Genomic DNA, 24,206 nt, shown 5'->3' on the forward strand with positions numbered 1-24,206 from the left:
GTAGAACGGATCTCATGCGCGCTATTCAGGTTTCCGAGCACGGCGGTCCCGAAGTCCTGAACTACGTCGAAGTGCCGGATCCGCAGATCGGTCCGGGTCAGCTGCTCGTCGACACCGAGGCGATCGGCATCAACTTCATCGATACCTATATCCGCACCGGCCGCTACCCACAGTCGGTCCCCTATGTTCCGGGTGCCGAGGGCACAGGTGTGGTGGCCGAGATCGGCGCGGATGTGACCGAATTCGCGGTCGGTGATCGGGTGGCCTGGGCCGCGGCGCCCAGCAGCTACGCCCAGCGTGTCGCGGTACCGGCCGCGGTCGCGATCAAGGTGCCCGATGGTGTCGACGCGCCGGTTGCCGCTTCGGCGCTGCTGCAGGGTATGACCGCGCATTACCTCATCGAATCGATCTACAAGCCCGAACCCGGCGAAACCGTGCTCGTGCACGCCGGCGCGGGCGGCGTCGGCCTGTTGCTCACCCAACTCGCCGCGGCGCGCGGCGTCCGGGTGATCGCCACCGTCTCCTCGGACGCGAAGGAAAAACTGTCTCGCGAGGCGGGCGCCACCGAGGTACTGCGCTACAGCGACGACCTCGCCGAGCAGGTCCGCGCGTTGACCGATGGCGTGGGTGTCGCCGCCGTGTACGACGGCGTCGGCGCGGCCACCTTCGAGGCCAGCCTCGCATCGTTGCGCATCCGCGGCATGCTCGCACTCTTCGGGGCAGCCAGCGGCCCGGTGCCGCCATTCGACCTGCAGCGCCTGAACCCCGCGGGCTCGCTGTTCGTCACCCGCCCGACACTTGTGCACTACACCCGCGATCGTGCCGAATTACTCTGGCGCGCAACCGATATCCTCACCGCGATCGCCAATGGCACGCTGCATGTTCGGATCGGCGCCAGCTATCGGCTGGCCGAGGCCGCACAGGCGCACCGCGATCTCGAGGGCCGCAAGACCACCGGCTCGATCGTCCTGCTGCCCTGACCGCGTGTCCGGCGGTCGCGCACCTGCGCGGCCGTCGGGTCTCGAATCCACTGCCCGGCAGACCGATCCGGGCCGCTACCGGTAGTCCTGTCCGGTCAGCCCGCGGTAGATGAACCGCGTCAGTCCCTCGATCGCCTGCTCATCGGTCAACTCGACGGTCCCGTCCTCGACCGCTGTCACCATGCCGTGAGCCACCTGGAACATCATCGCCAGGCTGGCGTCGATACTGCTCGGCAGCTGTAATCCCTTGTCGGCCAGGCCATCCAGATGGTCGGCGATATCCGCGCGCTGCTCGACGCCGAACTGCCCGAGGACGCGGGCGAAATCCGCACTGACAATCGCCGCCTGACCCATCGCGCGCAGCACGGCCGCATGTTCCCGGGCGAAAGTCCAGTACCCGGCGATGTGGTAGCGCACCGCCGCTGGATCACTGAAGTCGGGATTGTGCTCGGGCTGCTCCGCGCGCTCATCCCCGGCCGACGCCAGATCGTCGAGCAGGGCCTGGAGTAACTCCTCCTTGCTCGCGAAGTGGTTGTAGAACGACCCGGCCGCACGCCCTGCCGCGGCGGTGATGTCGGTGATCTTGGTGTTCAAATAGCCGCGTTCGGCGAACACCCGCCGCGCCGCGTCCTTCAGTGCCTGTTCGGTCTCTGCGGACTTCTCCCGGCGACTCGACGTCACCCGCACCACCTCCTTGACACGAAAACCTATCAACCTCCATACTGAATTCAGATTCAGTGAATTTCAATTCAGAATGGTGGAGATCATGAAGGCAGCAGTCCTGCGCAGCACCGGCGACGTTCCGGTGTACGCCGACTTCGACGAGCCGCAGGTAACAGAAGGCCGGGAACTCGTCGAGTTGGTGGCGGCCGGAATTCACCCGATCGTGCGATCGCTGGCGGCGGGCACGCACTACGGCAGCACCGACACCTATCCCCTGATCCCCGGCATCGACGCGGTCGCCCGCACCGCCGACGGCGCGCTCGTCTACACCGGCTTCCTGCAGGCCCCCTACGGCACACTGGCCGAACGCATGGCGGTGCCGACGCGGATGCGGATTCCGCTCCCGGCTGGGGCCGATCCGGCGCGGATCGCCGGTGGTCTCAACCCCGGGTTATCCTCCTGGCTGACCCTGCGTGAGCGGCGCGACGCATTGCGCGCCGCGGATGGCGAGCAATCGCTGGGCACCGTGCTGATCCTGGGCGCCACCGGGGCCGCGGGACTGCTGGCCGTGCAGAACGCACTTCTGCTCGGTGCGAATCGGGTGATCGCGGCGGGACGCAATCCACAGGCACTCGAGCGCGCGGCCGGATACGGCGCGACCACGGTCACCCTCCAGGACGATAAGGACGCCACCGCGGCGGTGCTGGCCGAGGCGATCGGCTCCGAGGCGCCGAGTCTCGTACTCGACTATGTGTGGGGCGCACCGGCCGAAGCGGCTTTTGCGGCGCTGGGGCGCCAAGGCATGACCGAGGACGATGCGAATATCTCCTACGTCCAGATCGGCGCCATGGCGGGCGCGGAGGCGGCGGTCCCGGCCGCACTGTTGCGCAGCCGACACATCACCATCTCCGGCAGTGGCGCCGGATCCGCGTCGGTGCAGTCGATCCTGGCCGCGATTCCGGAATACATGCAGTTCATCGCCGACGGCCGAGTCGACATCGCCGTACAGGAGTTCCCGCTGTCGAAGATCGAGGACGCATGGGCGGGGGCACGGTTCGGCGCCACTCGCGTCGTGGTGGTCCCGGACTAGTCCGCGACACCGATCGACAGTTCGGGTGGGCCGCAATTCCGCAGCCCGTCACGTCAATTCAGTTCGGAGATATCGTGCACGACCACACTCTCGACCACACCCGAGTACTCATCACGGGTGCCGGCCCCACCGGTCTGGCCCTTGCCATCGACCTGGCCCGCCGCAATATCCCGGTGCGCATCATCGACCAGGCCACCGCATTCTTCGCCGGCTCGCGCGGCGATGGCATCCAGCCGCGCACCCTCGAGGTCTTCGACGACCTCGGCGTGCTGGACGCGGTGCACGCTGCCGGAGCACCGGCACCGGTGATGCGGGCGTACTTCGGCGGTGAATTCGCGGGCGAACATCGCGCGGCCGAACCGGTCGAGCCAACGCCCGCGGTCCCCTACCCGAATATCTGGGTACTCGGCCAGTCACGGACCGAGGCGATCCTGCGAGACCGGCTCGCGGAGTTCGGCGTGCGGGTCGAACTGGCCACGGCGCTGGTGTCCTTCCAACAGGACGACACGGGCGTCACCGCTGAATTGGCGCACGACGGCGGCACCGAGACGGTGCGTGTCGCCTATTTGGTCGGCGCGGACGGCGGCCGCAGTACGGTCCGCAAGACGCTCGGCATCCCGTTCGAGGGCAATACCGACGATTCGATACGGATGCTGCTCGGCGATGTCAGCGCGGATGCGCTCGACCACGACTACGGCTACTGGTTCGCAGGGGCCGCCCGCCCCATGGAGGGAATCGCGTTGTCCCCGTTGCCCGGTGGCGGCCAGTTCCAGTTCGGTGCACCGCTGCGCGAGGACGTCGAACCCTCGCTCGAGGTGCTGCAGGAGCTCATCGACCGGTACGCCGGGAATCCGGATATCGTCCTCAGCGATCTCACCTGGGCCACGGTGTGGCGGCCGAATATCCGCCTGGCACAGCGATTCCGGGCGGGACGCGTATTCCTTGCCGGTGACGCAGCACACGTGCATCCTCCTACCGGCGGCCAGGGTATGAACACCGGCATCCAGGACGCCTACAACCTCGGCTGGAAGCTCGCCGCCGCCCTCGCCGGGGACGAATCACTGCTGGACAGTTACGAATCCGAGCGCAGGACAGTGGCCGCCCGGGTACTCGGCATCAGCACCGAACTGCTGGACAAGCTGGTCGACGGCGCCGAGGACGCGCTGCAACGCGGCGAGGAGACGCGTCAGTTGGATATCAGCTACCGCGATCCCGCCGATCGTGGCGCACTCATCGCGGGCGATCGCGCTCCCGACGCCCCGGTGAAAGATGTTGCCGGACAGCCGATCCGCCTCTTCGACCTGTTTCGTGGACCGCATTCGACGCTGCTCACCTTCGGCGACAGCAACGCGCCGACAGCAGAACCGGGCGTCGAGTCGTACACCGTGATCCGTCCGGGCGATAAGGCCGCCGGCCGCCACGTCGTAGACGTCGACGGCCACGCGTTCGACGCCTATCAGGCGGTAGCTGGCACGGTGATCCGAATCCGCCCCGACGGCTACCTCGCGCACCGCTGATACGACAAATTCAACACCGCGTACCCGCGTTTTGGCCATGACACCCCTACGATTGCCCGTGCGTCATGGCCAACGCACTCGCTCCAGCGCGAACCGGTCCGGCGATCAGCTGAAGAAACTGCCGATCGTGTCCCACCCGAGCACCGAATCCACGGCGAGTCCGCAGAACACCACCGCAAGATAGTTGTTGGACTGCAGGAACAGTCGCAGTGGCTTCACCGATTCACCACGCCGCACACCGGAATACAACTGGTGCGCCATGAGCAGGAACCACGCTCCGGCCACCAGCGCCACGGCGGCGTAGACCACGCCGGTCGCGGGGGCCAGCGCGAGGGTGGTGAGCACAGTGAGCCAGGTGTAGATGACGATCTGCTTGGTGACGGCCTGCTCGGTGGCCACCACCGGCAGCATCGGTACCCCGGCCGCGCGGTAGTCCTCCTTGTAGCGCATGGCCAGCGCCCAGGTATGCGGCGGTGTCCAGAAGAAGATGACGCCGAACAGCGCGACCGCGGGCCAGCCGATCGTTCCGGTCACCGCCGACCAGCCGACGAGGGCGGGCATACATCCGGCCGCACCGCCCCACACCACATTCTGGGAGGTGCGGCGCTTGAGCCCGAGCGTGTAGACGAAGACATAGAAAAGGATGGTCGCGACGACCAGCACACCGCTGAGCAGATTCGCCTGCCACCACAGCCAGGCGAACGAGCCGATGCCGAGCACCACGCCGAAGACGAAGGCGTGCGAGGTGGGCACGGCATCCCTGGCCAGCGGCCGTTTCGCGGTCCGCTTCATCACCTTGTCGATATCGGCGTCGGCGACGCAGTTGAGGGTGTTCGCGCTCGCGGCGCCCATCCAGCCACCGAACAGCGTCGCCAGGATCAGTCGGATATCGACGTGGCCGCGGTCGGCCAGCAGCATCGTCGGAATGGTCGCGACGAGCAACAGTTCGATGACGCGCGGCTTGGTCAGCGCGATATAGGCGAGCGGTCGCCGCAGTAGTCGGGACAGCAGGCCATCGCCGGTCAACCGGTCGGCCAGCGCCGTCGCGGAGGAGCCGTGTGCGCCATCGCCACCCGGCTGTTGCCCAATCCGCACTGTCTCTCCTCGCACGCTGTGCATCGCATCCGGCATGGAACAGCAGCCCGCTCTTCCCTGCTCGTGCTGGTGCGGCGCGGCTACTACTACAGACGATGGTAGACCCAGCCCCCCAGTGTTCTTTCCATAGCCCCTTGCTCCGCTGCGGTGCCGGAGCGATTCGACATCACCGCCACGACCGGTCGGTACCCGGCCACGAATGGATAACCCCATGGTCTGCGACGGGAAACGAAATACGACACGTAACCGGACTAAGCCGGGTTCCTCACATGCCGGTCACCGGGCACATCTAGGGTGGTTGGGGTAAACCCGGATCGCATCCACGCCGCCGTGCGTGCACCCTCCCGCCACCTGTCGACGAAACCAATGTCAGGAGAACCCCGGTCGTGTCAGTCACAGACGACATCCGCGCCCTTACTCAGCCGAACCACCCGGACGACTGGACGGATCTGGACACCAAGGCCGTCGACACCGTTCGGGTTCTGGCCGCCGACGCGGTGCAGAACGCCGGGAACGGGCACCCCGGCACCGCGATGAGCCTCGCACCGCTGGCCTACACGCTCTACCAGCGCACCATGCGCCTGGACCCGAGTGATCCGAGCTGGGTCGGCCGGGACCGTTTCGTATTGTCCTGCGGTCACTCGAGCGTGACCCAGTACATCCAGCTCTACCTGGCCGGTTACGGTCTGGAGCTGGCCGATCTGCAGCATCTGCGCAAGTGGGGCTCCCTCACCCCGGGCCACCCCGAATTCCGCCACACCGACGGCGTCGAGATCACCACCGGCCCGCTGGGTCAGGGGCTGGCCTCCGCGGTCGGTATGGCGATGGCGGCGCGACGCGAGCGCGGTCTGTTCGATCCGGACGCCGCGCCCGGCGCCAGCCCGTTCGACCACTTCATATACGCGATCGCCTCCGACGGTGATATGGAGGAAGGCGTCACCTCCGAGGCGTCCTCGCTCGCGGGCACCCAGCAGCTGGGCAACCTGGTCGTGATCTACGACGACAACAAGATCTCCATCGAAGACGACACCACCATCGCCTTCACCGAGGATGTCGCCGAGCGCTACGCGGCCTACGGCTGGCATGTGCAGGTGGTCGAGGGCGGCGAGGATGTCGTCGCCATCGAGGCGGCGCTGGCCGCGGCCAAGGCGGAGACCAGCAAGCCGTCGATCATCGTGCTGCGCACCATCATCGGCTACCCGGCCCCGAACAAGATGAACACCGGCGCCGCGCACGGCGCCGCACTCGGCGCCGACGAGGTGGCCGCCACCAAGAAGATCCTCGGCTTCGACCCGGAGCAGAGCTTCCAGGTCGACGCCGATGTCATCGCGCACACCCGCCAGGTGGTCGAGCGCGGACAGCAGGCGCATGCGGCCTGGCAGCAGCAGTTCGACGCGTGGGCTGCCACCAACCCGGAGCGCAAGGCGCTGTTCGATCGGCTCGTCAAGCGTGACCTGCCCGCGGGCTGGGCCGCGAATCTGCCAACCTACGAGGCGGATCCGAAGGGTATGGCCACCCGCAAGGCCTCCGGCAAGGTGCTCGCCGCACTCGCGCCGGTGCTGCCCGAGCTGTGGGGCGGTTCGGCCGACCTCGCCGAATCCAACAACACCACCATGCCCGACGCGCCGAGCTTCGGTCCGGAGTCGATCTCGACCGGTATGTGGAAGGCCAACCCCTATGGCCGCACCCTGCATTTCGGTGTGCGCGAGCACGCCATGGGCGCAATCCTCAACGGCATCGCGCTGCACGGACCGACCCGTCCCTATGGCGGCACCTTCCTGGTGTTCTCCGACTACATGCGCCCGGCCGTCCGCTTGGCTGCACTGATGCGGGTGCCCGCGATCTACGTCTGGACCCACGACTCCATCGGCCTGGGCGAGGACGGCCCCACCCATCAGCCGATCGAGCATCTGGCCGCGCTGCGCGCCATCCCGGGTCTGAACGTGGTCCGCCCCGGCGACGCCAATGAGACCACCTACGCCTGGCGCACCATCCTCGAGCGCGACAGCAGCGAGCACACCTCGCACTTCTCGGTCTCCGAGCCCGCTCACCAGGACGGACCTTCCGCGCTCGCGCTGACCCGCCAGGATCTGCCGATCGTCGAGGGCACCAGCTACGAGGGTGTCAAGAAGGGCGGCTACGTGCTGGCCGAGGCGTCCACCGGCATCCCGCAGGTAATCCTGATCGCGACCGGTTCCGAGCTCCAGCTCGCCGTGGCCGCCCGCACTACGCTGGAGGCGCAGGGCATCGGCACCCGGGTGGTCTCGATGCCGTGCGTGGAGTGGTTCGACGCACAGGACAAGGCTTACCGGGACGAGGTGCTGCCCCCCGCGATCGCCGCCCGAGTGGCCGTCGAGGCCGGTATCGCGATGCCGTGGTACCGGTTCACCGGCGATGCGGGCGAGATCGTGTCGATCGAGCATTTCGGCGCCTCGGCCGATTTCAAGACCCTGTTCCGCGAGTTCGGAATCACCGCGGAAGCCGTAGTGGCTGCCGCGCAGCGCACGCTGGAAAACGTGAAGGGATAAGAGCGCATGGCACAGAACGAAAATCTCGCCGCCCTCTCGGCCGCCGGAGTATCGGTGTGGCTCGATGATCTGTCGCGGGACCGGATCCAATCCGGCAACCTCGCCGAGCTCATCGAAACCCGCAGCGTCGTCGGCGTCACCACCAATCCGACCATCTTCCAGGGCGCCCTGAGTCAGGGCCACGCCTATGACGGACAGGTGAAAGAGCTTGCCGCCCAAGGCGCGGACGTGGATTCCGCGATCCGCACCATCACCACCGACGATGTGCGTGCGGCCTGCGACGTGCTGGCCGGGGTCTACGAGGCCTCCAATGGCGTCGACGGCCGGGTCTCCATCGAGGTCGACCCGCGCCTGGCATTCGACGCCGACCGGACCGTCGCCCAGGCCATCGATCTGTGGAAGACGGTGGACCGGCCCAACCTGTTCATCAAGATTCCGGCCACCGAGGCAGGCCTGCCCGCGATCACCCGGGTGATCTCGGAGGGCATCAGCGTGAATGTCACACTGATCTTCTCGGTCAAGCGCTACCGCCAGGTGATGGGCGCGTATCTGGACGGTCTGCGCAACGCCAAGGGCGCCAGCCACGATCTGGCCAAGATCCATTCGGTCGCTTCGTTCTTCGTCTCCCGGGTGGACACCGAAATCGATAAGCGGCTCGAGGCCATCGGCACGCCGGACGCGCTGGCCCTGCGCGGGCAGGCGGGCGTCGCCAACGCGCGTCTGGCCTACGCCGAGTACCAGGACGTCTTCGACGGTGGCGCGCATACCTCGACCTACGCGCACTTGAACGCGTCGGGCGCGAATCGGCAACGGCCGCTGTGGGCTTCGACGGGTGTGAAGAATCCGGAATACTCGGACACCATGTATGTCACCGAGCTGGTGGCGACGAATACGGTGAACACCCTGCCGGAGAAGACCCTCGAGGCCGTCGCCGATCACGGCGAGATCCGCGGCGACACCATCAGCGGTACCGGCGCGGCCGCGCAGGAGGTCTTCGACAAGCTCACCGCCGTCGGCATCGACTTGGACGACGTGTTCGACGTGCTCGAACGCGAGGGCGTGGAGAAGTTCGAGAAGTCGTGGGAGGAGCTGCTCACCGCGACGGCCGGCGAACTCGCTGCTGTCAATTCGGCAGGATCGGGTCCCTCCGTGGCCACGCAAGCTACCGCCTCCGGGCCTGCCGATCCTGCCGGGTCCGGGGAAAACTGACCCGATGGCTGGCACACAGACGAATACCTGGAAGAACCCGCTCCGCGACGAGCGGGATAAACGGGTACCCCGCATCGCGGGGCCGTGCAGCATGGTGATCTTCGGCGTCACCGGCGATCTGTCCCGGAAGAAGCTGATGCCAGCCATCTACGACCTGGCGAACCGGGGGCTGCTGCCCCCGGGCTTCGCACTGGTCGGCTTCGCCCGCCGGGACTACGCGGACGAGGATTTCGCGAGGGTCGTGCTGGACGCGGTGAAGGCACATGCGCGCACGCCCTTCCGTCAGGAGGTCTGGGACCATCTGGCCGAGGGCATTCGCTTCGTGCGGGGCTCCTTCGACGACGACGCCGCCTTCGCCAAACTCGCCGACACCCTGGCGAAGTTGGACAAGGAGCGCGGCACCGGCGGCAATCACGCCTTCTACCTGTCGATTCCGCCGAATATGTTCCCGGTGGTACTCGATCAGCTCTCCGAACACAAACTCGCGCAACCGGCGACGACCGATGCCGAGGGTCGCAAGCCGTGGCGCCGGGTGGTGATCGAGAAGCCGTTCGGGCACGATCTGGACAGTGCCCAGGAGCTGAATGCTCTGGTCAACCGGGTATTCCCGGAGGAGACGGTGTTCCGGATCGATCACTATCTCGGCAAGGAGACGGTGCAGAATATCCTGGCGCTGCGCTTCGCCAACCAGCTCTACGATCCGATCTGGAACGCCAACTACGTCGACCACGTCCAGATCACCATGGCCGAGGACATCGGATTGGGCGGGCGCGCAGGCTATTACGATGGCATCGGCGCAGCCCGCGACGTCATCCAGAACCATCTGCTGCAGCTGCTCGCGCTGACCGCGATGGAGGAGCCGATCAGCTTCGAGCCCAAACAGCTGCAGACCGAGAAGATCAAGGTGCTCTCGGCGACCAAACTCGTTGAACCTCTTGATGAAACGACCGCCCGCGGCCAGTACGCGGAGGGCTGGCAGGGCAGTGAGCATGTGGTCGGGCTGCTCGATGAGGAGGGCTTCGACCCGCAGTCGCGCACCGAGACCTACGCGGCGATCACCCTCGAGGTCGACACCCGGCGCTGGGCGGGCGTCCCGTTCTACCTGCGCACCGGAAAGCGCTTGGGCCGCAGGGTGACCGAGATCGCCGTGGTGTTCAAGCGCGCGCCGCATCTGCCGTTCGACCAGACCATGACCGAGGATCTCGGGCAGAACGCCCTGGTGATCCGTGTGCAGCCCGATGAGGGAATCACCACACGGTTCGGCTCGAAGGTGCCAGAGTCGAGCATGGAAGTGCGCGACGTCAATATGGATTTCAGCTACGGCGAGGCGTTCACCGAATCCTCCCCCGAGGCCTACGAACGCCTGATCCTCGATGTGCTGCTCGGGGTGCCGTCACTGTTCCCGGTGAACGCGGAGGTCGAATTGTCCTGGCGCATCCTGGATCCGGTGCTCGAGCAATGGGCCGCCGAAGGTAAACCCGAACAGTACGAGGCGGGGACCTGGGGTCCGGCCTCGGCCGAGGAGATGCTCGCCCGCACTGGGCGCGAATGGCGGCGGCCATGATCGTCGATATGCCGGAAACCACCACCGGCGACGTCACCAAGCGGCTGGTTCGCCTTCGCGAGAGCAACGGCGTGATCACCATGGGCCGGGTGCTGACCCTGGTCGTATGCACACTGGACAGCTCCGAGGCCGAGGACGCCATCGACGCGGCCAATGACGCCAGTCGCGAACATCCCTGTCGGGTGGTCGTTTTGGCCCGTGGGGATCGTGCGGCCGAGACCAGGCTGGACGCCCAGATCCGCGTCGGCGGCGATGCGGGTGCGGCCGAGGTGATAGTGCTGCGGCTGCAAGGCGAACTGATCAACCACGAGAGCAGCGTCGTCATCCCGTTCCTGCTGCCGGACACCCCGGTAGTCGCCTGGTGGCCGCGCGGGGCCCCGGAGTTCCCGTCCAAGGATTCGGTGGGGCGCTTGGCGACTCGACGCATCACCGATGCCACCTTCGCGGCCGATCCGCAGGCGACGATCAAGAAGCGGCTCGGCACCTATGCCTCCGGGGATACCGATCTGGCATGGAGTCGCATCACCTACTGGCGGGCGCTGCTGGCGGCCGCCATGGACGAACCGCCGTTCGAGCCGGTGGATTCGGTAATCGTGTCCGGACTGCGCGACGAACCGGCGCTGGATATTCTCGCCGGATGGTTGGCCGCCCGGCTCGGATGCCCGGTGCGGCGCCGCTCCGGTGCGTTGCGGGTGGAGGTGCATCGCCCGACGGTGTCGATCGCGATCGAACGGCCGCAGACCGGCCGGACCGCGACGCTCACCCGCACGGGCGATCCGGATCAGCGAATCGCCTTGGCGCGCCGGGAAACTCGCGACTGCCTCGCTGAAGAACTGCGACGGCTCGATGCCGACGAATTCTACGCCGAGGCGCTCGCCGGAATCGAGAAGGTGACCTATGAGTGAGCGCGCAGACTTCCCCGCGAATACAGTCGAGGTGCACGAGGATACCGAGGCGTTGGTCGCCGCCGCGGCGACGCGATTCGTCGAGGTCGTGGTGGCCGCGCAGGCCGCCCGTGGATCCGCATCGGTCGTATTGACCGGCGGCGGGACCGGGGTCGGACTGTTGGAGCTGGTTCGCAAGTCGCCAGGGGATATCGACTGGTCGCGGCTCGACGTGTTCTGGGGTGACGAACGATTCGTGCCCGCGGGCGATTCGGAGCGCAATGATCTGCAGGCGCGGCAGGCGCTGCTCGATCATGTGCCGGTCGATCCGTCTCGGGTACATCCGGTCGCCACCTCCGATGGCGAGTATCCCGATCCGGTCGAGGCTGCCGCGGAGTACTCGGCGGCGGTGCACGCGCATCTCGCCGAGCACGGTGCGTTCGATCTGCATCTGCTCGGTATGGGCGGCGAGGGGCATGTGAATTCGCTGTTCCCGCATACCGATGCGGTGCGCGAACAGCACGAACTCGTTGTGGCGGTGTCGAATTCGCCGAAGCCACCACCGGTGCGGGTCACGCTGACGCTGCCCGCGGTGCGGCATTCGCGGCACGTCGTATTGGTTGTCGGCGGAGCGGCGAAGGCCGAAGCCGTCGCCGCGGTGCTCGCTGGTGCCGATCCGGTCGAAATCCCCGCTGCGGGTGCTACCGGCTCGGAATCCACTACGTGGCTGTTGGATCGGGACGCCGCCGCCGCGCTGCCGTAGGCGCAGTACCCCAGTGGCCGATGCGACAGGCTAGTTGAGCAGCCGCTGTGCTGTTCCGCCGAGGACGAGTTCGCGGACCTGTCGCGAGTTGGTGGCGCGTTCGGCAGTGGTGCGCGCGATGACCGGGTCGCCGTAGGGGGCGTCCGAGCCGAAGAGGGTGCGCTCGGGAATTTCGGCGATGGCCAGGCGGACCGCGAAAACGATACTGGCAGTGGATAGTTCGAGGTACATATTCGGAGTGTCGCGGACCAGTTCGATCGCGTCCATCCAGTGCGCTCCGCCGAGTTGGGATACCACCAGGGGCACGCGCGGGTAGCGTCGCGCCAGGTCGGTCAGGGTGCGCAGGTCGGCGGCGGTGGTTGGCGCGGCGCCGTGGACGACGACGGGGAGTCCATGGTGATCGGTTGCGGCACGAAGTACCGGCTCGATCAGGGCAGCCTGGTCGGGTGGCGGGGTCAGCTCACCGATGCCGCGTAGTCCGCGGCCGACCACATCGCGGTCGACGATGCCCTCGACGTCGGCTGCGTCGAGAGGTACCGAGGCGAAGCCGATGAAGCGGTCCGGGTACGCGGTCAGTGCCGCGTCGAGTTCGCGCTGGGCGTTTTCCCGGCCGAGGCTTCCGCCGCCAGCGAGCGCTTGGCGCAACCGGTCCATCTCCTGGCGTAGTTCGGTGAGATTTCGGGCGCGTTCGGGATGCGGTCTGGTCATGAAGAGCACGGTCTTGTCCACGCCCGCCTCGTCGAGTAGCGCAATGTGATCGGTGAGCGGGTCGTGCACGTGGCTGTGTGCGTCGATGATCAACGGTTCTCCTCAGGAATCGAGTTGCGGCGCTCAGTGTTGATCCCTGACACCATGAGAAGGTCAAGTCGTGCTGATCGGTGAGCTGGCCAGCCGTACACGAACCAGCGAACGGCTGCTGCGGTATTACGAGCGCGTCGGATTGCTCTCCGCCGAACGCCGCCATAACGGGTATCGCGAATACGACGCCGACGCCGAGGAGCAGGTCGTGCGGATTCGCGCGTTGCTCGCCGCGGGGCTCTCGACCCGGATGATCGGGCAGGTGCTGCCTTGTACCGGCAACGGCGGTGCGGTCCGCGCTTGCCCAGGGGTGCTGCCCGCGCTACAGGAGCGTCTGGCGGAGTTGGATCGTCGGGCGGCCGAATTGGATGCTGCCCGCGATGTGCTGCGCCGCACGATCATGGAGACGGAGCGGATGCGCTGAGGCCTCCGGACACTCCCCTCGCTTGACCAGCTGCATCGACCATCGCCGATAAATCCCCGATTCGCAGCCGGGCGTTCGCGGAGAAATTCCTCATGGTTGCGGCAGTAGTCAAAATATTTTCAGAAATCCGATCGAAATGCGGTACCCGGAGCGGCGTTCGTCGGAGATGATCGCACGGTGAGCGAACAGCGAGTCGACCTTGATGAGCGGTTTCGGGCCGAGGTATCGGCGCTGACTCCGCGTCCGAGCCGTCCCGTCGAGCAGCCGCTCGAGGTGGGTGCTGGGCTGACCGGAACCCAGTGCCTGGACCTGTTCGAATCACAGGCGACGAGTAGGCATCTCGACCTCGCGGCGCGCCGGTTGGGCAGTGCGAAACGCGGCTACTACAGCATCGGGTCCTCCGGACACGAGGGCAATGCGGCAGTGGCGGCGGCCCTGCGTCCCACCGATCCGGCGTTGCTGCACTATCGCTCCGGGGCGTTCTTCGTGCACCGGGCCAGTCAGGTGCCGGGCCTCGACCCGATCCGAGATGTGCTGCTCGGTGTGGTTGCCGCGGCCGCCGATCCGATCTCCGGCGGCCGGCATAAGGTTTTCGGCAGCAAACCGGCGTCGGTGATCCCGCAGACCTCCACCATCGCCTCCCATCTGCCGCGCGCCGTCGGACTCGCCTTCGCGATCGAACGCGCGGCCCGGCTCGGCGTCGCCTGCGAATGGCCGTCGGATTCGGTGGTGCTCTGCAGTTTCGGTGATGCGTCCGCCAATCACTCCACGGCCACCGGGGCCATCAATGCCGCAATTCATACTGCGCACCAAGGGGTTGCGCTGCCGCTGCTGTTCGTCTGCGAGGACAACGGAATCGGCATCAGCGTCCCGACCCCGCCCGATTGGATCGAACAGGCCTACGGAATACGCGTCGGCCTGCAGTACTTCGACGCCGACGGCTGCGATCTGCTCGACGCCGCGCTGACCGCCGCCGAGGCGGCCGACTGGGTTCGCGAAAACCGCAGGCCCGCCTTCCTCCACCTGCGCACCGTCCGCCTGATGGGTCATGCCGGATCCGATGTCGAATCCGCGTACCGCCGCCCCACTGATATCGCCGCCGACCTCCGCCGCGACCCCGTCACCGCGACCGCCCGCCTACTGGTCTCCTCCGGCATCGCCACCCCAGCCGAAATCCTCGAACGCTACGACGATATCGGCGCGCAGGTCACCACCATGGCCGAATCGGTCTGGCGCGAACCGAAATTGACATCCGCATCAGCCGTCATGGAACCGTTGGCACCGTTACATCCGGACCTCGTGCGCGCCGATGTCGACAACCCGTCCGCCCACCACACCGCGGTCAGCAACCCGTCCGCCCATGACACGGTGGAACACGCAGTGGCCAACGACGCGGTGACCTTCGCACAGGCGGTCAATCAGACACTTGCGGATCTGCTGGCGCGGGACTCCGATGTGCTGGTGTTCGGCGAGGATGTCGGGCGCAAGGGCGGCGTGTACGGCGTCACCAAGGGGCTGCAGAAGCAGTTCGGGGCGCGGCGGGTATTCGATACGCTGCTCGACGAACAGAGTGTGCTCGGCACGGCGTTGGGGACCGGGCTCGCCGGATTCGTGCCGATTCCGGAGATCCAATATCTCGCCTATGTGCACAATGCCGCCGACCAACTGCGCGGGGAAGCCGCGACACTGTCGTACTTTTCGCAGGGGCGATACCGAAATCCGATGGTCGTACGCGTCGCCGGATATGCCTACCAGAAGGGGTTCGGCGGCCACTTCCACAACGACAATTCCATTGCGGCACTGCGCGATATTCCGGGTCTCATCATCGCCTCTCCCGCGCGCGCCGATGACGCCGCCGCCATGCTCCGCACCTGCGTCTCCGCCGCCCGTGTCGACGGCCGGGTCTGCGTCTACCTCGAGCCCATCGCCCTGTACCACACCCGCGACCTGCACGTCCCCGGCGATAACGCCTGGCTCGCACCTATTTCCGACACCAACCACATTGCCATCGGCCGGGCCCGCGTCTACGGCGACGGCCGCGACCTCACCATCGTCACCTTCGCCAACGGCGTCGCCATGAGTCTGCGTGTGGCACAGCGCCTCTCGACCCAAGGCATCGACGCCCGCGTCCTCGACCTCCGCTGGCTGGCGCCCCTCCCCCTCGACGACCTCCTGCACCACGCCCGCGCCACCGGCCGCGTCCTGATCGCCGACGAAACCCGCCACACCGGCGGCATCTCCGAATCCGTCTGCACCGCCCTCATAGACGCGGGCTTCACCGGTCCCATCACCCGCGTAACCAGCCGAGACACCTTTATCCCCCTGGGCCCCGCCGCGGAAACAGTCCTGCTCAACGAATCCCACATCGAATCCGCCGCCACCAAACTCCTGACCGACCGCTGACCCCACCTCGAGCCTGCACTTCGGCGCCGCGTGGACGCAGCGCAAGTAGCCCGCTGCGATCGACTCACGATGTGCCGAGGAGATCCGACACGCGGAAGCCCAACTTGCGGTGAATCGGATTCGGCGGCACCCACGGGGAAATACAGTGGAACGTACGGTGACCAGCGGCGGAAGGGCACGGCAATGACCACGACGTCCATGCTCGGCGAAGTACGACCCGAACACGATCGGGCAATCGACGGAGATCTCGTGCTTCTGCACTTTCTCCGATCCTTCCGAATGCCCGTACTCGACGTATGGTCCGCCTGCGCCGAACGCCGCCAACTCGATCGCTGGTTCGGCGCGGTATCCGGCGGCAATGGCAACCTGACCATCGAACCGACCGACGGTCCGGTCCCCGGCCCCATCGCGATCCGCGTCGACGACTGCCGCGCACCGCACGATCTGGTCATCCACATCGACGGCGGCATCCTCGAAGTGCATATGACCCAGGTCGGCGTGATCACCAATGTGGAACTGATCCGCCGCCACGTCTGCCCAGCCGACGCATGCTCGGTCGGCCCTCGCTGGCAATACCTCCTGGACCGCCTCACCGCATACCTCGAGCGCCGCCCCTTGCCCACCTGGGCCGACTACCCCGAACTCACCAACGAATACCGCTGACTTGCGGCCCGCGCGCACTCGGACGGAAGTAGGTGGTCCGCGTGCAGCCGGTGGCGTCGATGCGCGATCGACGGCTAGGCGATGACTGCGGAGTTCGGGACGAGATCGCGCAGGTGGTCGGTGATCAATGTATTGACCTCCTCGGTGCGTTCCAACTGAACGAGATGTCCCGCGTCCGCGACCTTGGTGACAGCGCGAAGATCGGTGACGTTGGCGCGGAGGGTGGCGAGCGGGTCACGCCCGCTGAAACCCTCCATATCCGGATCTCGGTCACCGTAGAGGAAATAGGTGGGGACGGTGATCTCGGCGTCGGCGAATTCGGCGGTCAGTTCCCAGTTCCGGTCGAGGGCTCGGTACCAGTTGAGACCGCCGGAGAAGCCGGTGTGCTCGAAATCCTGTGCCAGGGTGTCGAATTCGGTAATCGAGAGCCAACGCCACGGCAGCAGTGGGGCTTCGGGGAGGACGTCGAGGTAGCCGGTCCCTTCGGCAGGGAAGCGCCACGTGTCGAGATAGTGGTAGTCGGCACTGAGGGAAAAGTAGACGCGGGCCAGGAATTCCCTTGCGCGGCCGCCGAGTTCGGCGTCGGCGAGGCCGGGCTTCTGGAAATAGTCCAGATGCAGGAAGTGGCGTTCGGCGGCCTTGGCCCACAGCTGCGAGGGTGCGCGCGGCGGACGTGGGGCGTACGGATTGTTGAGCACGATGACGCCGCTGACCCGTTCCGGTGCGCGCAGCGCCAGCTCCCACACCAGGGCCGCCCCGAAGTCCAGGCCGACGAAGACCGCTTGCTCGGCGCCGATGTCATCGAGCAGGCCGAGCAGGTCGCCGATGACGGCGCGATTGGTGTAGTCCTCGATATCGGCGGGCACCTCGGTACGCCCATACCCGCGCAAATCCGGTGCGATGGCCCGGTAACCGGCCGCGGCGACCGCCTCGAGCTGGCGATGCCACATGAACCAGGTGTGTGGGAAGCCGTGACAGAAGATCACCGGATGCCCCTCTCCCTGTTCGGCGACATGCATGCGAACGCCGCCACCCGTCACGAACCGATGGATCAACGCCACAACGACCTCCAAGACCTAGAACGCGTTCTTGTTTCACGGTAGTGTCCCAGGATCGTGGACGGAATACCTCAGGTTCTCAGCGGCCGCGTCGCGGTAGTGACCGGCGCGAGCCGCGGCATCGGCAAGGGCATCGCGCTGGAGTTGGGTGCGGCGGGCGCGACGGTGTACGTCACCGGACGGTCGGCCACACCCGGCCGCCTGCCGGGGACCGTACACGGGACCGCCGCGGAGATCGATGCGCTCGGCGGCACGGGCATCCCGGTCGTCTGCGATCACCGCGACGACGATGCGGTCGAGCGCCTGTTCGAGCGGATCCGCGCCGAACACGGCCGACTGGACGTGCTGGTGAACAACGTCTACAACTCCCCCGCCGCCGCACGCTGGCTCGGCAAACCGTTCTGGGAGGTGCCGCCGACCGCCTGGGACGAAACCTTCGACATCGGCGTCCGATCGCATTACGCGGCAAGCTTTTTCGCGGCTCCCCTGCTGATCGAATCGGCCGGACTCATCGCCAATATCTCATCCCCGGGCGCGGAGCGGTACATGCACAACGCGGTGTACGGCGTCGCCAAAGCTGCGGTGGACCGCCTCACCTCGGATATGGCCGACGATCTCGCCGACACCGGCGTCACGGTGGTATCGCTCTGGCCCGGCATTGTCGATACCGAACTGCTGCAACTGGTTCCGCCCAATGCGGACGGCCGCCGCATCGTCACCCTCCCCGGCGAGGGCACATACGACCTCGATGCCGCCGAATCCCCGCGCTTTCCCGGCCGCGCCGTCGTCGCACTGGCCGCCGATCCGAATCGCGGCAATCGCTCCGGATCAGCCTGGCGCATAGCGGATCTGGCCGACGAATACGGATTCACCGATATCGATGGCCGCGTCCCGCGCAGCGACTGACTCCGCTCACGCGGCGCCTAGAAAGCGCTGTACCGATCGCAACGGGGTCGGCTTCACCCGCCAGGTCAGGTAGATATGCGACCGTGGTGCATCCACAATGTCGATATAGACCACGCCAGGATGCGGCGCGCGGGTACGGGCCAGCACGGGCACGATCCCGATACCGCGCTCGGCCGCGACGAGTTCGATCCACTCGTCGAAATTCGTGCAGGTAATGACGGTCCGGTTCGGATCGGGTGGATCCCAGGATTCGGCGTTGGTGGTGCCGGAGACGGTATTGGCCACCAAGGGATAGTGCGCGAGTTCGGCCCAGTGCACCTCGCCCGCATGCACCAGCGGCGAGTGCACCGAAACCGCCAATACCCGCTGCTCGGAACCGATTTCGCGGGATTCCAGGTGGTGCGGCAGCCAGATATCGTTGCGGTGGATGGCGATATCGATCGACCGGTCGTCCAGTGCCGCCATCGGATCCTCGACACGACGTAGCGAAATCCGGCCCCCGAGCGCCTCGTATCGGGTGCGGGTCGCGGCGAACCAGGCATCGGGCAGCAGCCAGGAGAACCCGACCTCGATCGTGGCGCGCCTGCGCAGATCCGCCTGGACAGTGTCGATATCACCGATGATCCGCCGGCTGTGCTCCAGCAGCTCCACCCCCTCTTCGGTCAGCTCGAAGCGCCGCGACGTGCGTTCGATCAACCGACATTCGACGAGGCGCTCCAACTGCTGGATGGTTCGGGTCAGCGCGGGCTGGCTGAGGTGGAGCCGGGCGGCGGCGCGGGTGTAGTTCGATTCCTCGCAGAGTGCGAGATACGCCCGCAGGTGCCGCAGCTCGATATCCATGCGTCGAGCGTATACATCGTGCACAGAAAGTATTTCACAGCCATGCCAGCGGACCATACCGTCGGAGGTTGTGACCGCTTCAGCTCTGCTCGACACCCCGCGCCGCACCCTCGGACCGGCGCTCGCCGCCGGTGCCGGTCTGGCCGCCGCCGTTGGTGTCGGCCGCTTCGCCTACACGCCACTGCTGCCCGCGATGGTGGACGCGAACCGCATCGATGCCCATGACGGCGCGCTCATCGCCGCCGCCAACTACGCGGGCTATCTCGCGGGCGCGGTACTGCTCGCGCGTCGCCCGAATCTCAACAGCCGCATGTCTTTTCGCGTTTCGGCCGGTGCGCTCGTGGCCAGCGAGGCGCTGGTCGCGCTGCCCGGTCCGACCCTGATCCCCGCGATACTGCGACTGATCGCGGGTGTAGCCAGCGCGGTGATCTTCGTCGGCTGCGCGGGTGCGATCGCCCGACTCGGCGGGCACGGGGCGGGTATCGCCTTCGGTGGGGTCGGCTTCGGTATCGCCCTCACCGGCCTGCTGGCGCTGGCCGCGCGACCGATGCTCACCTGGCAGGGCCTGTGGCTCGGCGCGGCCGAACTGACCGCCGTACTGCTGCTCCCCGCACTCCGACTCGATATCCACGGCATTCGGACCACCGAGGTGGTCCGCGCCGATCGCCCGAGCAGGGCCTGGCGCGCGCTGTTCGTCGCCTACTGCCTCGAGGGCGTCGGCTATATCGTGATCGGCACATTCCTGGTCGCCGCCGTCGGCGCGCACAACGCGGCGGTCGGCTCGGCGATGTGGGTGATCGTCGGCGCGGCCGCGGCACCGGCGGTGCTCTGGGGTTTGGTCGCCCGCCGCTGGTCGCCGGCGACCGCCTTGGTCCTCGCGCTACTCGCGCAATGCGCGGCGGCGGCGCTGCTCGCTGGGTCGAGGACCACATGGACCGCGATTATCGCGGCAGCACTGTTCGGTGGCACGTTCATGGGCATCACGATGCTCGCGATCCGGCTCGGCACCGAACTGACCGGTCACCGGGCCGCGGCCATCCTTACCGCAGGCTATGGCGCGGGGCAGATGTTGGGTCCACTCGTGGTCGCGCCGGTGATCGGCGACGGCTATGCGATGGCGTTCGCGATCGCGACCGCCGTGCTGGCGGTGGCGACGGTAGCGGCCGTCATCGTTTGCCTGCGGCTCGCGCGAAGCGACACCGCACGGCAACTCAAGCGAACTTGATCTCCAGGCCGATGCCGAGAATGGCGATGAGCCAGACCAGGCCGGTGAAGATGGTGATGCGGTCGAGGTTCTTCTCGACGACGGTCGAACCCGACAGGCTGGACTGCACACCGCCACCAAACAAGCTGGACAGACCTCCACCCTTGGCGCGGTGCAGCAGCACCAACAGCACCAGCAGCACGCTGGTGATGATCAGGAGGATATCCAGGAACATCCGCATGCCGGACAGTCTATGGGTGTGCGTCCGTACCTGCATAATCACCCCGGCCGGATACGGCCTATGGTGCGTCCACCGCGACGAGGTGCGTGGTGGTGTCCTCGCCGATCATGAACTCCGCGACGGCGTGTTCGCGCAGTTGATCTTGGGCGGTGAGCCGCACCTGATGCTGGTGCATATGCTCGGACCAGGAGCGCACGACGAACGCCTCCACATAGCGGTCGACCACGCCGACATCGCGGTACAGCCGCCATTCCATGGCGCCGGTGCGCTGCATGGACCGTCCGACGAACACCATCGCGGCCAGAAATTCCTCGACCTTCTCCGGCGGGACATCGTAGGTGCGCAGCACCAGCACCGGTCCGTCCTCGGGATCCGGTTCGACCACGAGCTGCGGTTCGGGCCAGAAGGCGCTCGGGCTCAGGTCCAGTTCCTCCGCGTTGTGGCGGATCGGCAGCCGGACAGAGCTCACCGCGGAACCGGCCAAGAGAACCGCGGCGGCGAGCAGCGCCGCCACCGGCCCCACCGCGCCCGCGACCAGACCCCACACCAGCGATCCGAGCGCTTGGCCGCCCATGAACACCAGCATGTACACCGACAGTCCGCGCGCCCGCACCCACGCAGGTAGCAGCAACTGCATGGTCGAATTCATCGTCGACATCGCGAGCAGCCACGCGAATCCGGCCCCGACCAGCAGCACCAGCACCACCGGCACGCTGTGCAGCACAGCGGCACCCGCCGAAGCGATGCCGAACAAAATCGCGGCTGCGGTCAACCGCTGCGTGGGTGTCAGCAGGGCGCGGACCCGCGACAGACCGAGCGCACCCAGCACCGCGCCGAGTCCGAGCGCACCGAGCAGCAGACCGTAGCCCGATGAGGACAGTCCGAGGTCGTCACGGGCGATCACCGGAAGCAGCGCCCACACCGCGCTCGCCGGAGCGATGAACAGGATCGAGCGCAGCAGCACCCGGCGGATCGCGGGCGCGGCGCGAATGAATCGAGTACCCGCCTGCAACGCCGCCAGCGGCCGCTCACTGGGCAACTTCGGTTCCTTCATCGGCCTGCGCCAGCTGAGCAGCACTGTGACGATGCCGACGAACGACACCGCGTTCAGCGCGAACACCAGGGTCGGCCCCGACAGCGAGACCAGCACGCCCGCGATCGCGGGCCCGACGGCGCGCCCGATATTGATATTCATGCTGCCCAGCGCCGCCGCGGACGGAATCTGCTCGCGCGCAACGAGTTCGGGCTGAATCGCCTGCCACGCTGGCGCGGTCAGCGCCTGCCCGCACCCGAGCAGGAACAGCAACGTCAACAGCACACCAGGGGTGGTATGCCCGGTCGCCGTCGATACCGCGAGCACCGCGGCCAATACCGCCATCGCCGTCTGCGCGCCGAGTAACAGCCGGCGCCGATCCAACAGATCCGCCAACACCCCCGACGGAATGGACAACAACATCACCGGCAATGTGGTCGCCGTCTGCACAAACGCGACCAGCGTCGCTGCATTGGGCTGATCAACCAAGATCCATTGCGCCCCAACGGTTTGCATCCAAGTGCCCAGATTCGAAACCAACTGCGCAACCCACAGCGCCCGATAGATCCGCGACCGTAACGGCGCCCAGGTGGATAAAGGTGTCGTCGCATCGGCAGTGGTCACGGGCCCGAGCATAGCTACGGGGGGAGATACGTGCCGCCCACGATGTACCCCGACTGGGAACCGAGAGAATTCAGCTGCCGCGCAGAAGGGCGGCGAAACTCCTCCGCGCGGCCGCTGTTTTCGCTCAATGGTGCGGCTGTGGTGGCCCGGGCCCTGGCACGCCTTGGGGCGGTGATGTGTGCGGCCGGGTCGACTGGTGGCCGACCAGTGGGATCGGTTGCCGCAGATCGACCATGGTCGCCACCGGAATTGTGTGTGCACGCTCCATGATCGGCCCGACTTCCGGTGCGCGGATCGAGACCGTCACAGTACAGTCACCAGGGCCCAACGCCGCCAGCATGCCATCGCGAACGGTTGCCGAGAGCGGCCGAAGCAGCGCCGCGACGCAGAGTCCGAGCTCGAACTCGCCTGCCTGGCTTCCGTCGACGGTGACCTCGAGGCACGGACAGCAGGTGCGCGTGATTTCGTGTTCCAACAACTCGACCTGCTCGACTCCGCCCGAGCGGGTACGCGTCGCCGCATCGCGAAGCCGGTGGTAGCGGCGCCAACCCGCGACCGCGACCCCGCCGAGATCGACCCCGAGCAGCCCGTCGACCGCCCTGGCCATCTCACGCAGCGCTGTCGACCGCAGGACCTCGGTAACGACCGACGCATGCCGCAGCGCCAGCTGCTCGACCCCGCGCTCGCGCAGGCGTTCGGCCAACTCACCCTCGACGACCTCACGCGCCGCACGCCCGAACAGCACCGCCCGAGCCGTGATCAATAGTGGACTCGTCATCGCGGAACCTCCCTCACTTGCACCCGCGGATCACCGACACTCACTCGAACCCGAACAGCCGGAACAGTGGAGCGAGTGAACTCGCGAACGTGGATCGACGGGTTCAGGTCCCCGAGCACCTGCACACGTACCTGCGGGAGGTGCGGATCACGGCGGTGAGCGCGCAACGGATCGGCCGCGCGCTTACGCCGCCCGTGCAGTACGAGTGTCGCCACACCGACGGCGAGCAGGACCGCGCCGATGCCGAGCACATCGCCGAAATGGTTGTCCCGCTGAGGATCCGCAGCCACCGGCGCTGCGGTCGGCGTGTCGGATGGTTCCGAGACGAGTGATTCTGTGGTGGTCGTGGACGACGGCTCAGTGGTCGTGGTGGTCGAGATGTCCTTCGCCGGGTCGATCCTGAGCGTCGCCTTCCGATTGACATCCGGGTTCCGGCTGCACTCGACGAGAATCGACTGCGAGCCGAGTCCGGCCCGGTCGGATACGGCGACACGAGCATCGAACGAACCCCGGCTCACGGTTGCGCTGTGTACCGAATCGGACCAGCTCGGGTAGACCATCACCTCGGTGCAGGGCCAGTAATTGCCGCGCACGCGAATCTCCGTGTCACGTTCGACGGTGGGGGGCACATTGAGCACAGGATCGGGAACCTCGCTGGAAGTCACCGGCGGGACAGGGGATGTACCGCAGCACCCTCCCCCGCCAGTCGGTGTGACCGGTGTGGTCGTCGTCGGCGCCGACACTGCGATCGGCACCCACACCGCGCCGAGCACCCCCGCTGCGGCCACGGCGACAAGGAAGGCTCGCGCCCCGCTTCTCATAGCTGCCTTTCCGAAACGCGGACCGCCGAGCATCGATCCGTGCTCCGGAACCGAGTCTGTGCCCGCCCCACCACACCGACACGAGTAACCCACTACCTGTTTCGACGGCTATGCCCGCAA

21 protein-coding genes and 1 pseudogene are annotated in these 24,206 nt (G+C 66.9%); 13 read left to right on the top strand and 9 right to left on the bottom strand.

Features of this window, described 5'->3' with window-relative positions:
- The first annotated feature begins 14 nt into the window (after nt 1-14).
- Complete coding sequence (locus tag ACQP1G_RS27910; protein WP_433192529.1) at nt 15-980, top strand: quinone oxidoreductase family protein; 966 nt, start codon at nt 15-17, stop codon at nt 978-980.
- Nucleotides 981-1,055: 75 nt separating this feature from the next.
- Here ACQP1G_RS27910 and ACQP1G_RS27915 read toward each other — a convergent pair whose 3' ends face one another.
- The gene (locus ACQP1G_RS27915) at nt 1,056-1,661 is read right to left on the bottom strand and encodes a TetR/AcrR family transcriptional regulator (RefSeq protein ID WP_433192530.1); all 606 of its coding nucleotides are present in this window, start codon (nt 1,659-1,661) and stop codon (nt 1,056-1,058) included.
- Between the two features lie 85 nt (nt 1,662-1,746).
- On the opposite strand from ACQP1G_RS27915, the gene ACQP1G_RS27920 reads away from it, so the two are divergent.
- Together ACQP1G_RS27920 and ACQP1G_RS27925 are read left to right on the top strand one after the other, a co-directional pair.
- Complete coding sequence (locus tag ACQP1G_RS27920; protein WP_433192531.1) at nt 1,747-2,733, top strand: zinc-binding dehydrogenase; 987 nt, start codon at nt 1,747-1,749, stop codon at nt 2,731-2,733.
- Between the two features lie 74 nt (nt 2,734-2,807).
- The gene (locus ACQP1G_RS27925; RefSeq protein ID WP_433192532.1) at nt 2,808-4,250 is read left to right on the top strand and encodes an FAD-dependent monooxygenase; all 1,443 of its coding nucleotides are present in this window, start codon (nt 2,808-2,810) and stop codon (nt 4,248-4,250) included.
- A gap of 105 nt (nt 4,251-4,355) precedes the next feature.
- Here ACQP1G_RS27925 and ACQP1G_RS27930 read toward each other — a convergent pair whose 3' ends face one another.
- Complete coding sequence (locus ACQP1G_RS27930; protein ID WP_433192533.1) at nt 4,356-5,345, bottom strand: heme o synthase; 990 nt, start codon at nt 5,343-5,345, stop codon at nt 4,356-4,358.
- 386 nt (nt 5,346-5,731) lie between these two features.
- Between ACQP1G_RS27930 and tkt the strand changes: the two genes are divergently transcribed.
- The 5 genes and pseudogenes from tkt (at nt 5,732) to pgl (ending at nt 12,293) form a co-directional block, all read left to right on the top strand.
- Nucleotides 5,732-7,873, top strand: coding sequence for a transketolase (tkt, locus tag ACQP1G_RS27935; protein ID WP_433192534.1), 2,142 nt, complete (start codon nt 5,732-5,734; stop codon nt 7,871-7,873).
- Nucleotides 7,874-7,879: 6 nt separating this feature from the next.
- A pseudogene (gene tal / locus ACQP1G_RS27940) lies at nt 7,880-8,995 on the top strand (transaldolase); the annotation flags it as partial.
- A 91-nt stretch (nt 8,996-9,086) separates the two neighbouring features.
- Nucleotides 9,087-10,646, top strand: a complete 1,560-nt coding sequence (gene zwf, locus ACQP1G_RS27945) for a glucose-6-phosphate dehydrogenase (RefSeq protein ID WP_433192535.1) — start codon at nt 9,087-9,089, stop codon at nt 10,644-10,646.
- Entirely contained in the window at nt 10,643-11,551 is a 909-nt protein-coding gene (gene opcA / locus ACQP1G_RS27950) for a glucose-6-phosphate dehydrogenase assembly protein OpcA (protein ID WP_433192536.1), read from the top strand. Before zwf ends, opcA begins: the two co-directional genes overlap by 4 nt.
- Complete coding sequence (gene pgl / locus ACQP1G_RS27955) at nt 11,544-12,293, top strand: 6-phosphogluconolactonase (RefSeq protein WP_433192537.1); 750 nt, start codon at nt 11,544-11,546, stop codon at nt 12,291-12,293. Before opcA ends, pgl begins: the two co-directional genes overlap by 8 nt.
- A 30-nt stretch (nt 12,294-12,323) precedes the next feature.
- On the opposite strand, the gene ACQP1G_RS27960 is transcribed toward pgl, so the two are convergent.
- Entirely contained in the window at nt 12,324-13,094 is a 771-nt protein-coding gene (locus ACQP1G_RS27960) for an amidohydrolase family protein (protein ID WP_433192538.1), read from the bottom strand.
- 67 nt (nt 13,095-13,161) lie between these two features.
- Here ACQP1G_RS27960 and ACQP1G_RS27965 point away from each other — a divergent pair, with 67 nt between their 5' ends.
- The 3 genes from ACQP1G_RS27965 to ACQP1G_RS27975 all read left to right on the top strand — a co-directional run bounded on the left by ACQP1G_RS27965 (nt 13,162) and on the right by ACQP1G_RS27975 (nt 16,581).
- Nucleotides 13,162-13,515 carry a MerR family transcriptional regulator gene (locus ACQP1G_RS27965; protein ID WP_433192539.1) on the top strand — a complete coding sequence of 118 codons (354 nt, stop codon included), beginning with the start codon at nt 13,162-13,164 and terminating at the stop codon, nt 13,513-13,515.
- A gap of 177 nt (nt 13,516-13,692) precedes the next feature.
- Nucleotides 13,693-15,918 (top strand): thiamine pyrophosphate-dependent enzyme, encoded by a 2,226-nt coding sequence (locus ACQP1G_RS27970; RefSeq protein WP_433192540.1) that lies wholly within the window; start codon nt 13,693-13,695, stop codon nt 15,916-15,918.
- A gap of 183 nt (nt 15,919-16,101) precedes the next feature.
- On the top strand, nt 16,102-16,581 hold the full coding sequence (locus ACQP1G_RS27975) for a hypothetical protein (RefSeq protein ID WP_433192541.1): 480 nt from the start codon (nt 16,102-16,104) through the stop codon (nt 16,579-16,581).
- A gap of 74 nt (nt 16,582-16,655) precedes the next feature.
- Here the strand turns inward: ACQP1G_RS27975 and ACQP1G_RS27980 are convergent, their stop codons facing one another.
- Nucleotides 16,656-17,642, bottom strand: coding sequence for an alpha/beta fold hydrolase (locus ACQP1G_RS27980; RefSeq protein ID WP_433192542.1), 987 nt, complete (start codon nt 17,640-17,642; stop codon nt 16,656-16,658).
- A 54-nt stretch (nt 17,643-17,696) separates the two neighbouring features.
- On the opposite strand from ACQP1G_RS27980, the gene ACQP1G_RS27985 reads away from it, so the two are divergent.
- Nucleotides 17,697-18,545 (top strand): SDR family NAD(P)-dependent oxidoreductase, encoded by an 849-nt coding sequence (locus ACQP1G_RS27985; protein ID WP_433192543.1) that lies wholly within the window; start codon nt 17,697-17,699, stop codon nt 18,543-18,545.
- Nucleotides 18,546-18,551: 6 nt separating this feature from the next.
- On the opposite strand, the gene ACQP1G_RS27990 is transcribed toward ACQP1G_RS27985, so the two are convergent.
- A complete protein-coding gene (locus tag ACQP1G_RS27990; RefSeq protein WP_433192544.1) occupies nt 18,552-19,385 on the bottom strand; it encodes a LysR family transcriptional regulator in 834 nt (277 codons plus the stop codon).
- A 70-nt stretch (nt 19,386-19,455) separates the two neighbouring features.
- Here ACQP1G_RS27990 and ACQP1G_RS27995 point away from each other — a divergent pair, with 70 nt between their 5' ends.
- Nucleotides 19,456-20,610 (top strand): YbfB/YjiJ family MFS transporter, encoded by a 1,155-nt coding sequence (locus ACQP1G_RS27995; RefSeq protein WP_433192545.1) that lies wholly within the window; start codon nt 19,456-19,458, stop codon nt 20,608-20,610.
- Here ACQP1G_RS27995 and secG read toward each other — a convergent pair.
- The 4 genes from secG to ACQP1G_RS28015 all read right to left on the bottom strand — a co-directional run bounded on the left by secG (nt 20,597) and on the right by ACQP1G_RS28015 (nt 23,930).
- Nucleotides 20,597-20,830, bottom strand: coding sequence for a preprotein translocase subunit SecG (gene secG / locus ACQP1G_RS28000; protein WP_355035391.1), 234 nt, complete (start codon nt 20,828-20,830; stop codon nt 20,597-20,599). The genes ACQP1G_RS27995 and secG overlap by 14 nt on opposite strands.
- A 58-nt stretch (nt 20,831-20,888) precedes the next feature.
- On the bottom strand, nt 20,889-22,499 hold the full coding sequence (locus ACQP1G_RS28005; RefSeq protein ID WP_433192546.1) for an MFS transporter: 1,611 nt from the start codon (nt 22,497-22,499) through the stop codon (nt 20,889-20,891).
- A 112-nt stretch (nt 22,500-22,611) separates the two neighbouring features.
- Nucleotides 22,612-23,265 (bottom strand): hypothetical protein, encoded by a 654-nt coding sequence (locus ACQP1G_RS28010; protein WP_433192547.1) that lies wholly within the window; start codon nt 23,263-23,265, stop codon nt 22,612-22,614.
- Nucleotides 23,262-23,930 carry a hypothetical protein gene (locus ACQP1G_RS28015; RefSeq protein WP_433192548.1) on the bottom strand — a complete coding sequence of 223 codons (669 nt, stop codon included), beginning with the start codon at nt 23,928-23,930 and terminating at the stop codon, nt 23,262-23,264. The genes ACQP1G_RS28010 and ACQP1G_RS28015 overlap by 4 nt, the downstream gene beginning before the upstream one ends.
- Nucleotides 23,931-24,206 lie beyond the last annotated feature (276 nt).

Origin of the sequence: Nocardia sp. CA-107356, from assembly GCF_050946365.1 — a bacterium.
GTDB lineage: Bacteria > Actinomycetota > Actinomycetes > Mycobacteriales > Mycobacteriaceae > Nocardia.